The 13,849-nt window shown below is 62.1% G+C and carries 19 protein-coding genes and 1 pseudogene; 10 read left to right on the top strand and 10 right to left on the bottom strand.

Annotated features, from left to right (window positions below):
• Nucleotides 1-294 precede the first annotated feature (294 nt).
• The gene (locus NE851_RS15150) at nt 295-645 is read left to right on the top strand and encodes a DUF2200 domain-containing protein (protein ID WP_254961317.1); all 351 of its coding nucleotides are present in this window, start codon (nt 295-297) and stop codon (nt 643-645) included.
• Between the two features lie 87 nt (nt 646-732).
• Here the strand turns inward: NE851_RS15150 and NE851_RS15145 are convergent.
• Nucleotides 733-861, bottom strand: a pseudogene (locus tag NE851_RS15145) (TetR family transcriptional regulator); the annotation flags it as partial.
• A 79-nt stretch (nt 862-940) separates the two neighbouring features.
• On the opposite strand from NE851_RS15145, the gene NE851_RS15140 reads away from it, so the two are divergent.
• The gene (locus tag NE851_RS15140; RefSeq protein WP_254961316.1) at nt 941-1,366 is read left to right on the top strand and encodes a hypothetical protein; all 426 of its coding nucleotides are present in this window, start codon (nt 941-943) and stop codon (nt 1,364-1,366) included.
• A 107-nt stretch (nt 1,367-1,473) separates the two neighbouring features.
• Complete coding sequence (locus tag NE851_RS15135; protein ID WP_028755746.1) at nt 1,474-1,782, top strand: Dabb family protein; 309 nt, start codon at nt 1,474-1,476, stop codon at nt 1,780-1,782.
• A 36-nt stretch (nt 1,783-1,818) separates the two neighbouring features.
• Here the strand turns inward: NE851_RS15135 and NE851_RS15130 are convergent, their stop codons facing one another.
• From NE851_RS15130 to NE851_RS15115, 4 genes are read right to left on the bottom strand one after another with little or no spacing between them, the layout of a single operon-like run.
• The gene (locus NE851_RS15130) at nt 1,819-2,718 is read right to left on the bottom strand and encodes a metal ABC transporter solute-binding protein, Zn/Mn family (RefSeq protein ID WP_254961314.1); all 900 of its coding nucleotides are present in this window, start codon (nt 2,716-2,718) and stop codon (nt 1,819-1,821) included.
• A gap of 16 nt (nt 2,719-2,734) precedes the next feature.
• Nucleotides 2,735-3,607 (bottom strand): metal ABC transporter permease, encoded by an 873-nt coding sequence (locus NE851_RS15125; RefSeq protein WP_047613966.1) that lies wholly within the window; start codon nt 3,605-3,607, stop codon nt 2,735-2,737.
• A complete protein-coding gene (locus NE851_RS15120) occupies nt 3,604-4,353 on the bottom strand; it encodes a metal ABC transporter ATP-binding protein (protein ID WP_254961313.1) in 750 nt (249 codons plus the stop codon). Before NE851_RS15120 ends, NE851_RS15125 begins: the two co-directional genes overlap by 4 nt.
• Nucleotides 4,350-4,478, bottom strand: a complete 129-nt coding sequence (locus tag NE851_RS15115; RefSeq protein ID WP_254961312.1) for a hypothetical protein — start codon at nt 4,476-4,478, stop codon at nt 4,350-4,352. The genes NE851_RS15120 and NE851_RS15115 overlap by 4 nt, the downstream gene beginning before the upstream one ends.
• 281 nt (nt 4,479-4,759) lie before the next feature.
• On the opposite strand from NE851_RS15115, the gene NE851_RS15110 reads away from it, so the two are divergent.
• The 4 genes from NE851_RS15110 to NE851_RS15095 all read left to right on the top strand — a co-directional run bounded on the left by NE851_RS15110 (nt 4,760) and on the right by NE851_RS15095 (nt 7,098).
• Nucleotides 4,760-5,335: a TetR/AcrR family transcriptional regulator gene (locus NE851_RS15110; protein ID WP_254961311.1), complete on the top strand. Its 576-nt coding sequence runs from the start codon at nt 4,760-4,762 to the stop codon at nt 5,333-5,335.
• Nucleotides 5,336-5,457: 122 nt separating this feature from the next.
• Nucleotides 5,458-6,192 carry an SDR family oxidoreductase gene (locus tag NE851_RS15105; protein ID WP_254961310.1) on the top strand — a complete coding sequence of 245 codons (735 nt, stop codon included), beginning with the start codon at nt 5,458-5,460 and terminating at the stop codon, nt 6,190-6,192.
• A gap of 143 nt (nt 6,193-6,335) precedes the next feature.
• Complete coding sequence (locus NE851_RS15100; RefSeq protein WP_254961309.1) at nt 6,336-6,722, top strand: nuclear transport factor 2 family protein; 387 nt, start codon at nt 6,336-6,338, stop codon at nt 6,720-6,722.
• A gap of 10 nt (nt 6,723-6,732) precedes the next feature.
• Nucleotides 6,733-7,098, top strand: a complete 366-nt coding sequence (locus tag NE851_RS15095) for a DoxX family protein (protein ID WP_254961307.1) — start codon at nt 6,733-6,735, stop codon at nt 7,096-7,098.
• A gap of 247 nt (nt 7,099-7,345) precedes the next feature.
• Here NE851_RS15095 and NE851_RS15090 read toward each other — a convergent pair whose 3' ends face one another.
• On the bottom strand, nt 7,346-7,831 hold the full coding sequence (locus tag NE851_RS15090) for a peroxiredoxin (protein WP_011650769.1): 486 nt from the start codon (nt 7,829-7,831) through the stop codon (nt 7,346-7,348).
• A gap of 105 nt (nt 7,832-7,936) precedes the next feature.
• Nucleotides 7,937-8,788 carry a protein-disulfide reductase DsbD domain-containing protein gene (locus NE851_RS15085; RefSeq protein WP_254961305.1) on the bottom strand — a complete coding sequence of 284 codons (852 nt, stop codon included), beginning with the start codon at nt 8,786-8,788 and terminating at the stop codon, nt 7,937-7,939.
• Nucleotides 8,789-8,929: 141 nt separating this feature from the next.
• Between NE851_RS15085 and NE851_RS15080 the strand changes: the two genes are divergently transcribed.
• The 3 genes from NE851_RS15080 to NE851_RS15070 all read left to right on the top strand — a co-directional run bounded on the left by NE851_RS15080 (nt 8,930) and on the right by NE851_RS15070 (nt 11,074).
• Nucleotides 8,930-9,535: a YqgE/AlgH family protein gene (locus NE851_RS15080; RefSeq protein ID WP_028755755.1), complete on the top strand. Its 606-nt coding sequence runs from the start codon at nt 8,930-8,932 to the stop codon at nt 9,533-9,535.
• A gap of 182 nt (nt 9,536-9,717) precedes the next feature.
• A complete protein-coding gene (locus NE851_RS15075) occupies nt 9,718-9,909 on the top strand; it encodes a CsbD family protein (RefSeq protein WP_003546001.1) in 192 nt (63 codons plus the stop codon).
• A 94-nt stretch (nt 9,910-10,003) separates the two neighbouring features.
• Complete coding sequence (locus NE851_RS15070) at nt 10,004-11,074, top strand: zinc-binding metallopeptidase family protein (protein WP_254961282.1); 1,071 nt, start codon at nt 10,004-10,006, stop codon at nt 11,072-11,074.
• Nucleotides 11,075-11,322: 248 nt separating this feature from the next.
• On the opposite strand, the gene rnhA is transcribed toward NE851_RS15070, so the two are convergent.
• From rnhA to ispH, 3 genes are all read right to left on the bottom strand, one after another.
• On the bottom strand, nt 11,323-11,778 hold the full coding sequence (gene rnhA, locus NE851_RS15065; protein ID WP_028755757.1) for a ribonuclease HI: 456 nt from the start codon (nt 11,776-11,778) through the stop codon (nt 11,323-11,325).
• Entirely contained in the window at nt 11,775-12,740 is a 966-nt protein-coding gene (locus NE851_RS15060; RefSeq protein WP_028755758.1) for a homoserine kinase, read from the bottom strand. Before NE851_RS15060 ends, rnhA begins: the two co-directional genes overlap by 4 nt.
• A 71-nt stretch (nt 12,741-12,811) precedes the next feature.
• Nucleotides 12,812-13,813, bottom strand: coding sequence for a 4-hydroxy-3-methylbut-2-enyl diphosphate reductase (gene ispH / locus NE851_RS15055; protein ID WP_028755759.1), 1,002 nt, complete (start codon nt 13,811-13,813; stop codon nt 12,812-12,814).
• Nucleotides 13,814-13,849: the final 36 nt, after the last annotated feature.

Below are 13,849 nucleotides of genomic sequence, written 5' to 3'. Positions count from 1 at the left end.
CGATTTGCTTCCGAGCTTTAGCAGAAATGCGGTCAGAGATCACCGACCGAGCCAATGCTGCCGGGCGGCAATTCGCCCTCATTTCTGTCGTTCCGATAGGTTTGCATCGCCCGAAAGCGGACATCAGATCAAAGGCGTCTTGGCGGAAAATTTTGGCGTGGAGAGCGGGTGGCCTGCCTCTTCTTGGCCAAGACCTCAAAGCTTCCGGTCCGCAGCCGGCCCCGTGGCGGTCGTCTGAGGTCTAGAAATCAGCTATCTCAAGCCTGAAAACATCTGGAACGTTGAGGAGCAGGCATGACGAAGCATCGTATCTATTCAGTCAGCGTCGCGAGCGTCTACCCTCACTATGTCGCCAAGGCAGAGAAGAAGGGGCGCACGAAGACAGAGGTCGATGAAATCATCTGTTGGCTGACGGGGCATAGCCAGCAGAGCCTGGACGATCAGTTGGCTGAGAAGACCAGCTTCGAGGATTTCTTTGCGCAAGCGCCTCAGATGAACCCCTCCCGATCATTGATTACCGGCGTGATCTGCGGCGTTCGCGTGGAAGACATCCAAGAAACGACGATGCGTGAAATCCGCTATCTGGACAAATTGATCGACGAACTCGCGAAGGGGAAAGCGATGGAGAAAATCCTGCGGAAATAGCCAGGAATCCATGTCGCGGAAGCATCCGCGATCACCCACGGCACGCGCTCAGGATCCGGCCCTGTCTCGTCCGGGAATGACGAATATTCATTGTCTCCCAGCAATGCGATCGAGCAGCAAGCCGAGGCCTTTCCGGAAAGCGCCGTCCCAATCATCGTCCAGCAGCAGACGAGAGCGTTCGATTACAGGATGGTGTTGGCTGAAAGCTGTCAGTCGCGCCCCTTCCCTCCCGTAAACGGCCATTGACCAATGGCCTGCGATGTGCGCCTCTCAATGCTTGCACAAGGAAAATCCCATGCTCAAGTTTCTGCTCGCCCTCTCGATGGGTGTTTTTTGCGTATCGCCGCTTCAGGCCGGCGACATCACTCCCGTCACCAAGAGCTGCGAGCCGGGGGCAAAACAGGCGCAATGCCAGCGATGGGTCACGGATATCAAGAAAGCCGTCGAGCTGGCCTATAAAGGCGACCACGGGGCGCAGGTCACCGTTGCCTTCTGCCTGTCCACCGGTTGCCATGGTGCTGTCGCCATCGACAAGGTCGCCTCCTGCAGCTGGCATCTGGTCATCGCCAATTCCGGTTCGACGACCGTGCTCGACAGTTCAAATACCAGGAACACCTGCCGGCCGATGACGGCGGCCCAGAAGGACGAAGCCCGGGCGCTGGCGAGCGATCTGGTCCAGCAGATCTACAAGCGGCCCCTGGTCAAGACCGACCAGATGTAGTCTGCCCGGAGCCCGGCCCGCAGCGCAACGCCTGCGTGAAAATAAATCTCATTGCTCTCCCGGTTTTCGCCGCTATTCTCCAGCCAAAGAAAATCGGGAGGACCATGATGATCCTGCACTGCGTATTCCTGCGGCTGAAGACGGCGATGACGGCCGACGACAAACAATCGCTGTTCGACGCGATCGTTGCCCTGAAACAGGTCATTCCCGGCATATTGGATATCAAATACGGGCCGAACGTTTCGCCCGAGGGGCTGCATGGCGGCTTCGTCGACGGTTTTGCGGTGACCTTCGAAAGCGCCGAAGCCCGCGACGCCTATCTCATCCATCCCGAACATGTGGCTGTGGGCGAGCGCATCGTCTCGTCGACGGACGGAGGCCTTGCCGGCATCCTGGTCTTCGACCTCAATCAGTGAAGACTGCGGGGTCAAACCCCGCAGTCCCTCAACTGATCAGCTCGATTTCGCCATGGCGGCGGCGAGCTGGTCGACATTGTATTTGAACATCTTCTCATAGGTCGGCGCCGGTCCCTTGGCGTCAGAGAGCGATTCGACATAGAGCTCGCCGCCGGGCTCGGCGCCGGTTGCCTTGGCGACCTGCTTGACCAGGCGCGGATCGTTGGAATTCTCGAAGAAATAGGCCTTCACCCGCTCGCTCTTGATCTGCTCGATCAGCTTGGCGACGTCGGCGGCAGAGGCCTCGCTCTCCGTGGACAGACCGAGCGGGGCGAGGAAGCTGATATTATATTCGCGGCCGAAATAGCCGAAGGCATCATGGCTGGTCAGCACCTTGCGGCGGTCGTCGGCGACCTTGTCGAATTTCGCATGGGCATAGGCGTTCAGCGCGTCAAGCTTCTTGGTGTAGTTCTCGGCATTGGCCTTGAAGGCGCTCGCATCGGCCGGATCGGCCGCCGACAGCGCCTTTTCGATATTGGCGACCCAGATCTTGACGTTGACGGGGCTGTTCCAGACATGCGGATCGGTGATCTTCTCGCCGTCCTCTTCCATAGTACGGGTGTCGATGCCTTCGGAGACGGTGACCGGTTTGCCCTTGTAGCCCGAGGCGGTGATCAGCCGATCCATCCACCCCTCCAGCCCCTCGCCGCTGACGAAGGTCACTTGAGCCGCGTTCAAATTCTTGGCGTCAGCCGGCGACGGCTCGAATTCATGGGGATCGCCGTTCGGCTCGACGAGGCTCGTCACCTTCACATGCTCGCCGCCGACCTGTTTGACGACGTCGGCAAGCACGGTGAAGGACGCCACAACCTTCAGCGTTTCGGCGGAGGCGGGCATGGCCGACAGCGCCATCAAAACGGGGATTGCTGCGGAGAGAAGCAGTCTTTTCGGATTCATCGAAGTCTCCTTGGGATCAGCCCTTCAAATGCGGGCGGGGAAAGAAGCGCCGGGCCAGGCCGGAGGGCGCGAAAAAAATCGAAAAGCCGTAGAGGATCGCCGCCGTCATGATGATCGTCGGGCCGGAGGCGAGTTCGAGATGGTAGGAGGCGATCAGGCCGAGATAGCCGGAGGCGGCGGCACTTCCGGCCGCAATCGCCATCATCACCGCCAGGCTGCGCGACCAGAGCTGGGCGATCGCTGCCGGCAGCATCATCAGGCCGACCGCCATCAGCGTGCCGAGCGCCTGGAAGCTGGCGACGAGGTTCAGCACGACGAGCAGCAGGAAGAGCACATGATAGACCGGCCCGCGCCCGCCGACGGCGCGCAGAAATCCCGGATCGAAGCATTCGGCCACCAGCGGCCGGTAGATGAAGGCGAGGATGACGAGGGTCAGCGAGGTGATCGCGCCGATCAGATAAAGGGCGGAGGCATCGATCGCCAGGATGGTGCCGAAGAGCACATGCAGCAGATCGATATTCGAGCCGCGCAGCGAGACGATCAGCACGCCGAGCGCCAGCGACGCGAGATAGAAGCTGGCAAAGCTCGCATCCTCCTGCAGCACGGTCATCCGGCTGACGGCGCCGGACAGCAGCGCCACCGACAGGCCGGCGATCAGGCCGCCGAGGCCCATCGCCGTCAGCGACAAGGAGCCGGCGACGAGGTAACCGATCGCCGCTCCCGGCAGCACGGCATGGCTCATCGCGTCGCCCATCAGGCTCATGCGCCTGAGCATCAGGAAGACGCCGATCGGGCCGGAGCCGAGCCCGAGGCAGAGGCAGGCGACGAGGGCGCGGCGCATGAAGCCGAAATCGGCGAAGGGCGCGAGGAAGAGATCGTAAGCCGTCATGCCGCCGGCGCCTGTTCAGGGTCGCAGGCAGCGGCATCCTCATCCCAGCGCTCGGCCATGGCGCGCGCCTTCAACAGATTGGCCGATGACATGACCTCAGCGGTCGGACCCCAGCCGACCAGCTCGCGGGCGAGCAGCAGGGTTTGCGGGAAATGCGTGCGGACGAGTTCGAAATCGTGCAACACGGCGATCACCGTGCGGCCCTCGCCATGCCAGCGGGTGACGATCTCGACGAGGTCCCTGGTGGTGCGGGCATCGATTGCAGTAAACGGCTCGTCGAGCAGGATGATGCCGGCATCCTGCAGCAGCAGGCGGGCAAAGAGCACGCGCTGGAACTGGCCGGCCGAGAGCGACCCGACATGGCGCCGGCCGAAACCTTCGAGGCCAACGGCGGCGAGCGCCTCGCCTGCCCTTTTCATCTCGCCGGGCGCGATGCGGCCAAAGGCTCCCACCTTCTTCCAGGCGCCGAGCATGACGGTGTCGATCACCGAGATCGGAAAGCGCCGGTCGATCTCGGCCGCCTGCGGGAGATAACCGAATTCCGCCCACCCCAACCGATGCTCGACCCTGCCCTCGGCCGGGCGAAGCTCACCCATGATCGCCTTCAGCAACGTCGACTTGCCCGCCCCGTTCGGCCCGGCGATCGCCGTCAGGCTGCCGGAGGCGAAGGCGCCGGAGACGTGGTGGACGGCGGGGTGCCTGTTGTAGGCGACGGTCAGATTCTCCAGACGGATCAGCGGCGTCATGGCAGCAGAACCGCCCAGTGGATCGCCAGCCAGAGCACGGCAAGGACCAGCGTGATGCCGATGACCCTAGAAAATGCCGACTGTCCCAGCAGGCTGACGGAGGGGCGGTCGGGGCTCGGGGGCATGGCGCATCCTACAATGTAATAACATTACTGTTATGTTATAACGATTGCGGCGAGATTGAGGCGGGGAGCGCGCAGTTGCTCACACAATTGTAAAGCGCGACAAACGGCCGCCGAGCCATTCCAGGACGCGCCCTCTCTCCGGCCTCATCCTGAGATGCCCGCAGGGACCCCGAAGGACGGGGCTGATGTGGCGGCACCCTCCACCCAAAATTTCTGTCGCTGGACGACAAATGGCATGATGTGTCAAAAGAAGCCCGCCGCATGTCAGCGTGGAGACAATTTTGGGACTTCGGGAAGATAAGAAGGATCGCACGCGCGCGCAGCTGCTCGAGGCCGGGTTGGAGCTGATCCACAAGCGAGGGTTCGAGGAAACGACCATTGCCGATATCGCTGCCGCCGTCAGCGTGTCGCCCCGCACCCTGCTTCGCTACTTCCCGACAAAGGAGGATGTGATCGTCAGCTGGGTGCAGGATGGCATGACGATCATCCGTGCGGAACTGACGGAGCGGCTCGCCTCGGAGCCGCCGGTTGTCGCACTGCTTGCTGCCGCGCGGGCGATGCTTGCGGCGTTCGACGAAAAGTCGCGTTTCTTTCTCGCCATCGAGACGGCAATTCGTTCCAACAGGAGCATTTCTGCGCGAAAGGAGCAGATGATCGCCGAACTGATCGACGAAATCGCCCATATTCTCGCCTCGCCGGACAGACGGTCTCCGCTGCCGGATGTTGTCGCCTATACGATCGCGGGAACAGTTTTCGCGCTCATTCGGGCATCGATAAACAGTTGGGTGGATGGCGGAGCGGCCATGTCTCTTACCGATCTCTTCGATCGCGCCGCCGGTGTCGTTCACTTCGAATAAAATGTCACTTAGTGACATTTGTCGTTGACAGACATAATTTCCCATGCAAATTCACGATGCGTTGCTGAGCAACGTCATTGCAAACAGCCTCGCCTTGCGAGCGCGCCTGCTTGGGAGAAAAAATGCCCACAGATCAAAAGATTGCGCTCGTCACCGGCGCGACCCGCGGCCTTGGTTTTGAAACGGTTCGCCAGCTTGGCCGGGAAGGCGTGTTCGTCCTTCTCGGCGCACGCGATCTTGCCGCCGGGCGGGCAAAGGCCGAAACATTGCGGGCGGAGGGCTTGGCGGTCGAGGCGATCGAAATCGATCTCCATCGGCCTGATACGATCGACGCCGCCGCATCGTCGATCGGCGAGCGGTTCGGCAGGCTCGACATCCTGATCAACAATGCGGGCATCCTGCTGCTCGACACCGACGATTTCCCCAGCGTCGCCTCCGTCGAAACCCTGCGTGAATCCTATGAGGTCAATTTCATCGGAATGGTGATCGTGACCCAGAAACTGTTGCCGCTGATCCGCAAGGCGGCCAGTGGGCGCATCGTCAACCTTTCCAGCAGCGTGGGTTCGCTCTGGTGGACGGGCGATGCAAACAATCCCTCCCCCGATGTCAAATGGCTTGGTTATGCCGCCTCCAAGGCGGCGGTCAACATGCTGACCGTGCAGCTTGCCCTTGAGCTGAAAGATACGCCGATCAAGGTGAACGCCGTCTGCCCCGGCTATGTCATGACCGAATTGAACAGAGGCGGCGGCTACATCACGATCGAAGATGGCGTTCGGGCCCCGGTCAAATATGCTTTGCTGGATGACGCCGGACCGACCGGCCAGTTTTTCAACACCAATGGCCCGATCAACTGGTGACGGCCCGCGGCCGGGCGCTTGACGGCCCGGCATGCGCAGCACCGTTCAGCCGACACGGCGGATGTGGCGTCCCGAGGACGGGGCATCCGCCTTTTCGCCGCGATAGCGAATTCGCACCCATCCCCTTTCAAGGATCACGAGACATGAAACCAACGACGGATGACATCGCCGAGATCAACCAAATCCTCTCGCTCTGGGCACACCTCGTCGACAACCATGCGTGGGACAGGTTCGGTGAAGTCTTCACCGAGGATGCATATTTCGACTCGAGCGTTTTCGGCTTTGCGCCGGTCACGGGCATTGCAGCGATCTGCCATATGGCCAGCCAGGACGGTCATGCGAAAGCCCATCACACGACGAATGTGTATGTTCAGGAAGGCGCGGGCGACGAAATCGCCGCCGTCTCGAAGGGGCTTGGCCTGTTGTCGAATGGGGCGGTGGCGAGCGTGACCTATACCGACCGGCTGCGGCGGACGCCGGAAGGCTGGCGCCTGGCGAGCCGCATTCTCGCTCTGCAAGCACCGCGTTGAGATCGCGCCGATGTCTCTCGTCAACCTATCTCTGGCAAACGTCATTGCCTGGCTGCTTGCAGCCTTCTTCTTCATCGGCGCCTATGGCAACACTTTCGTCAGCCCCGACATTGCCGCGGACTACGCCCGGTGGGGCTATCCGGAGAGCTTCCATTACCTCACCGCCGTCTGCGAATTCACCGCAGCGGTCATGCTCATCGTCAAACCATTGCGCCTCTACGGTTCCCTGCTCGGGAGTGCCGTGATGCTGGCGGCTGCGGCGACCGTTCTGTTCCACGGCGAATATGCGCATGCAGTTCCGCCCTTGGTGGTGCTGGGTTTTTGCGGGCTCGTCGCTCGTCTGACGGCTCGGCGGAAGCCGGTGACGCTCGTATAGTCGAAAAGGGCGACCGAACGGCCGCCTTCATCTGTCATGATGCTTAAGGATGCGACGCTCCGGGAGGCGCGTTTCTCCAAACCTGCCATCGGCGCGTGCCCGTCATCCGGCTGCCGCCACCTCTCCCCGCAGGCGGGGCGAAGGGGGGATAGCCGCAACCTCTCGGTTCCCACCTCGCTGTTGCAGGGCACGTCCCCTCGCCCCGTTTTTACGGGGAGAGGGTGAGGGGCAGATCTTGTTCAAACGCTTACAGCTGTTCCAGCATCGCGGCAGCGCCCGAGACGGTTGCCTGGCCGGGGCTTTCCTCGACGTTGAGGGCTTTCACCACGCCGTCCTCGACCAGCATCGAATAACGCTTGGAGCGGAGGCCGAGGCCGCCGGCGGAGAGGTCGGCGTCGAGGCCGACGGCCTTGGTGAAGCCGGCATCCCAATCGGCGAGGAAATGGATTTTGCCCATACCGCCTGATGATTGCGCCCAGGCGCCCATCACGTGCCAGTCGTTGACGGCGACAACCGCGATGTCATCGACGCCCTTGCCGAGGATGGTGTCGCGGTTTTCGAGATAACCCGGCAGGTGGTTCAGCGAGCAGGTGGGCGTAAAGGCGCCCGGCACGGCAAAGAGCACGACGCGCTTGCCGGCGAAGAGCTGATCGGTGGTGATTTCGACCGGGCCGTCGGCCGTCTTTTCCTTGAAGGTGGCGGCAGGAAGCTTGTCGCCGATCGCGATGGTCATGGTCTTCTCCTTGAGTTGTGGCTTTGGGGTTCTGCCTTGGCGGCGGCGGGCGCCGCGGGGGTTCTGCGGCGACTATAAGACCCGGTCATTCAAAGGCAAGACCAGTCATTCAAAGGCAAGAGTCGTCTCCATCGCCCTTGCGCCGTCGATCACCAGCACGCCCCAGCGCTTGCCCGATATGTCGTAATCCTTCGGCAGCTTGCCGATGGATACATCGACCTTGAAAGTGGCGCCGTCGCGCTTGCCGCCGATCTGCTTGGTGAAGGCATAGCCGCTCGGGCCGGTGACGATGATATCGGGGGCGGCTTTCCCTTCGTCCGGCCCCTCACTCAGCAAAACCAGCGTCAGCGACAGCGTCTTCCTGTCCGGCGACATCGCATGCGCGGTCACGTCGAAATCCGCCGATGGCGGCTTCGGCAGGCTCGCATCGGCGGCCTGGAGGATCGCCTCCTCCTGCGGACGCGACTGCATGGCCGGGCCGAGCTTCAGCTGAAAATTCGCCTGGAAGGGAATGCAGATATCCTTGCAGATGCCGATGAAGGCACTGGCATCGATCTCGACCGGGCCTTTACCGGCCGCACTCAGCGAAAGCGGCAGCGTCACCGGCGCATCATAGGCAATATCCTCGATCGCGCCGTTGAAAAAATGTTTCGGAACGGGATAGGCGATGGCATCGAGCGTGACGCCGCTTTCCGCCGCGATGGTGAGCTGGGGCGGAATGCCGTTGCCGCCGGGCTCTTTCCAATAGGTGATCCAGCCGGGTTTCGGCTCGATCTGAAGCGCTGCGCGGATTTTGCCGCCGGCATCGGGCGCAAGCGCCACCAGGCGCATGCGGCCGCCTTCGTTCTCCGCCCAGCCGCTCATTTCCGCATGAACCGAAGAAAACGGCACAAGTGCTGCGACCGCCGAAACGACCGCAATCAAAAAACCGCGCGGGACTGAGGAAATAATCATCATGGAACAAAGGTTTACCGAAAGCGGTGTTTGACCGCCAGAAGTCGCGGCGATTTAAATCTTCATTTTCAGTTGATTGATGTGTGACATTGGCCCATGTTTCTCTTGTCGAGGCCTTGGTGCGGTCTGGCAGCAGGAGGAACGATGTCCTTATCGACGCTGAAGAACAGACGGGAACGTGGCTTCTTCGATGGCCAGTTCCTCATCGCCATGCCCGGCATGGAAGACCGCAATTTTGCGCGCACCGTGATTTACATCTGCGCGCATTCGGATGCCGGCGCCATGGGCTTCGTCATCAACCGTCCTCAGAGCCTCACCTTCACCGATGTGCTGCAGCATCTCGACATGATCAAGCAGGAAGATTCGATCGTGCTGCCGAAGCGCGCCCGCGACTTCCCGATCCAGACCGGCGGCCCGGTGGAGAGCGGCCGCGGCTTTGTGCTGCATTCGGACGATTATGCCAGCGACTCCTCGATCCCGGTCAGCGACGATATCTGCCTGACGGCGACGCTCGACATCGTGCGCGCCATCTCCAAGGGCAACGGGCCGACGCGGGCGACGATGCTGCTCGGCTATTCCTCCTGGGCAGCCGGCCAGCTGGAGAGCGAAGTCGTCAACAATGGCTGGCTCACCTGCCCGGCCAATGAGGAACTGATCTTCGACCGCAGTCTCGACGACAAATACGAGCGGGCGCTCGCCGGCATGGGCGTGACCGCCGCCATGCTTTCGGCCGAAGCAGGGCATGCCTGAAAAGCACTTGGCCTGAAAAGCACTTGGCCTGAGAAGCAGTTGGCCTGAGAAGCAGCAGGCTCGGGAAACAGCCCGCCTGAGAAAATAGCTGGTTCGCGCCAGTGGGAACGAATAGCCGCAAGTGACGTTTCATTTCGGCAAGCATGGGCAAGAGGCCCATGCCGACCAAGGAGACATCACATATGGGTAGCACCAGCGACAAGATTTCCGGTAAGGCAAACGAAATTGCCGGCAAGACCAAGCAGGCGGTCGGCAAGGCCACGGACGATCGCGAAATGCAGGCCAAGGGCGCCGTCCAGGAAGCCAAGGGCAAGGGCCAGGTCGCAACCGGCAAGGTCAAGGACAAGCTCAAGGGCGCCGTCGACCGGCTCTGAGCCAGACGCTCATCCTTTATCACCATGCCTGCTGCGCCCTCGCGCGGCAGGCATTTTTAATCCCCCACCCCAATGCTTTGCAGAGATAGACACGATGAAGCTCTTTGCCTGCGACAATTGCGATCAGGTCGTCCACTTCGACAATCGTCACTGCGTGCGCTGCAATCATCGCCTCGGCTTCCTGCCCGGCGATCTCGCCATGCATGCGCTGGAGCCGCGCGACGAGATCCTCTGGCAGCTCGTTTCCGATCCCGAGCGTGAGGTCCGCTTCTGCGCCAATGCCGGCCTCGACATCTGCAACTGGCTGGTGGACGGCGATGGGAACAGCGAATTCTGCGTGGCCTGCCGCCATAACCGGCTGGTGCCGAACACCGACACCCAGGACGGCATCGACCGCTGGCGGCGCATCAGCCAGGCGCAGCGCCATCTGTTTTATTCGCTCTTGCGCTGGAGGCTACCGCATCCCGATCGGGCGCAAGACCCGCAGGGCGGCCTGGTCTTCGATTTCCTCGAGGATTCGATCGAGAGCAACGGCTATGTCGTGCCTGCTATGACCGGCCACGAGGAAGGCCTGATCACCATCCGCGCCGCGGAGGCCGACGATGCGACGCGCGAACAGGCGCGCAGCTCGATGAACGAACCCTATCGCACCCTGCTCGGCCATTTCCGCCATGAGGCCGGCCATTTCATCTGGAACAAGCTGGTGCGCGATCGCGGCCGCCTTGCCGATTTCCGCGCCGTCTTCGGCGACGAACGGCAGGATTATGCCGCAGCCCTACAGAGCCATTATGCCGGCGGCGCCCCCCTGGGATGGCAGGACAATTTCATCAGCGCCTATGCGGCGTCGCACCCCTGGGAAGATTTCGCCGAATGCTTCGCCCATTACCTCCATATCGTCGATACGCTGGAAACGGCCCGCGCCTTCGGCATCGCGATCGATCCGCGCGGCCATGAGGAGATATCAGGCGAGGTGGATTTCATCCCCTACCGGGCCAGAAGCGCCGAACAGCTGGTCAGCGCCTGGGTGCCGCTCAGCCTGGCGATCAACGCCATCCAGCGCAGCATGGGCCAGCCGGACTCCTACCCCTTCGTGCTGTCTTCACCTGTCGTGGCCAAGCTTGAATATCTGCACCGGCTGATCCAGGGCGCGGGGGCGGCGCAGTAGCAGCAGGCGGCGAGAGGAGCTGGAAAAGCCGTCGCATCGCTGCCGTGAGGTGCAGCGATATCCTCGCCGTCAGGTAAGTGTCCGCCCGATGGAACCCGATCTGCTATCCCGCCGACCGAGAGTTTGGCTGAAACAGGCCCCCACCCTCCGTCATCCTCGGCTCAAGGCCGAGGATGACGGAGGGTGGGGTGGGCGGAAGGCAATTCACGCATGCGGGCTTTTCCGGCCGCATGCGTGAGGCTACACCCCTAAAACGAAACCGCCTTGCCCTTCTTGAACGGCTCCATGCCGCGGCGGGCGAGTTCGTCGGCGCGTTCGTTTTCGGGGTGGCCGGCGTGGCCCTTGACCCAGTGCAGCGTCACCTTGTGGCGGCTGCGGGCTTCCTCAAGCGCCTGCCAGAGCTCGGCATTCTTCACCGGCTTCTTGTCCGCGGTCTTCCAGCCGTTTTTCTTCCAGCCGAAAATCCACTTGGAGATGCCGTCCTTGACATAGGCGCTGTCGGTATAGAGATCGACCTCGCAAGGCGTCTTCAAGGCCGATAGCGCCGAAATTGCCGCCAGCAGCTCCATGCGGTTGTTGGTCGTATCCGCCTCGCCGCCGCAAAGCTCCTTTTCGACATCGCCATAACGCAGCACCGCGCCCCAGCCGCCGGGGCCGGGATTGCCGGAGCATGCGCCGTCGGTGAAGATATCGACGTGTTTCATAGGCTCAATCCGTATTCGGCCGGCGACTTGATCTGGCGGTGGAAGCGCAGCTTGCGGAGATATTCGAGCGGGTCCTTCTTGGTGACCATGGCGCCTTCGGGCGTCGTCAGCCAGTCATAGAGCCTGGTCAGGAAGAAGCGCAGCGCCGAGCCGCGCGACAGCACCGGCAAGGCAGCTGTCTCGGCCTCGCTCAGCGGCCGGACGCTCTGGTAGCCCGCAAGCATCGCCGTGCCCTTGGTGATGTTATAGGCGCCATCCTTCTCGAAGCACCAGGCATTCAGGCAGATCGAGACGTCATAGGCGAGCAGGTCGTTGCAGGCGAAATAGAAATCGATCAGGCCGGAGAGCTCATCGCCGAGGAAGAAGACGTTATCGGGAAAGAGGTCGGCATGGATGACGCCGGCAGGCAGGCTCTGCGGCCAGTGTGCGGAGAGAAAGTCGAGTTCGCTGCGGATCTCGGTCTGCAGGCCGGGCTCGACCTCGTCGGCGCGCGCCTCGGATTTCTCCCAGAGCCCGCGCCAGCCGTCGATCGACAGCGCATTCGCCCGCTTCAGCTCGAAACCGTCGCCCGCCACGTGCATTTCGGCCAGCGCCCGGCCGACCTCGCGGCAGTGCTTGGCCTCCGGTTTTCTCAGCCACATGCCTTCGAGGAAGGAGATCAGCGCCGCCGGACGGCCGGACAGCGAGCCGAGCAGCGCGCCGTCGCGGCGCGGCAGCGGCAGTGGGCAGGACAGACCGCGGGCGGAGAGATGCTGCATCAGGCCGAGGAAGAAAGGCAGGTCAGTCTTTTCCACGCGCTTTTCATAGAGCGTCAGGATCAGCGGGTCCTTGGAAGTGTGAAGCAGGAAGTTGGAGTTTTCGACGCCTTCGGCGATGCCCTTGTAGGATAGCAGCGTGCCTGCGTCATATTCCGTCAGGAACCATTTCAGATCGTCTTCGGCGATATCGGTATAGACTGCCAAGTGAGGTCTCGTCTTTGCATTGTTGATATTGGATTGCCCGACCGACTGGCCGGGCTGCGATAAGGCTCGATCTAGCCGTTGACGAAGGCCATGTCGGCCGTCGTCAGCTCGATGCTGCGCAGTTCGCGGTTGACGAGGAAATGTTCGTTTTCCTGCACCGTCTCGGCAAGTTCGACACGGGCGTCGAAGCGGGCGCGGAAGGCCTCGATGATCTCGTTGACGATGACCTCCGGGGCGGAGGCGCCGGCGGAAAGGCCGAGCGTCGAGATCGCGCCGATCTCATCCCAGTCGAGCTCGGCGGCGCGCTGCACGAGGATCGATTTCTTCGCCCCTGCCCTGAGCGCCACTTCGACGAGGCGTTTGGAATTGGACGAATTCGGGGCGCCGACGATGATGAAGAGATCGCAGCCGGGGGCCGCCTGCTTCACCACTTCCTGGCGGTTGGTCGTCGCATAACAGATCGAATCGGCCGCCGGCGCCGTCAGGTTCGGGAAGCGCTCATGCAGGCGGGTGATGACGCCGGCCGTATCGTCGACCGACAGCGTCGTCTGGGTGACATAGCCGAGATTGTCGGGATCGGCAGGCGTATAGGCGTCGGCATCCTCGATCGTCTCGATCAGCGACACCGAGCCCTCCGGCAGTTGCCCCATCGTGCCGATCACCTCGGGATGGCCGGCATGGCCGATCAGGACGACATGGCGGCCGAGGCGATTGTGGCGCATCGCCTGCTTGTGGACCTTGGAGACCAGCGGGCAGGTGGCGTCGAGATAGAAGAGGTTGCGGCTTGTCGCATCCTCGGGCACGGATTTCGGCACGCCATGGGCGGAGAAGACCACCGGCTGGGCGCGATGTTCGGCCGGGATTTCGTCCAGTTCCTCGACGAAGACGGCGCCCTTGGCCTCCAGCCCTTCGACCACATAACGATTGTGGACGATCTCGTGACGCACATAGACCGGCGCGCCATAGGATTTCAGCGCCAGCACGACGATCTGGATGGCGCGGTCGACGCCGGCGCAGAAGCCGCGCGGGCCGCAGAGCCTGATCGTCAAAGGAGGTTTCGCCGCAATATTCATGTCTGTTCCGTCAAGAATTCCGTCCCGCATGGGAAT

The organism is Rhizobium anhuiense bv. trifolii (genome assembly GCF_024346605.1).
GTDB lineage: Bacteria > Pseudomonadota > Alphaproteobacteria > Rhizobiales > Rhizobiaceae > Rhizobium > Rhizobium anhuiense.
This window is presented reverse-complemented; position numbering and strand designations above follow the sequence as displayed.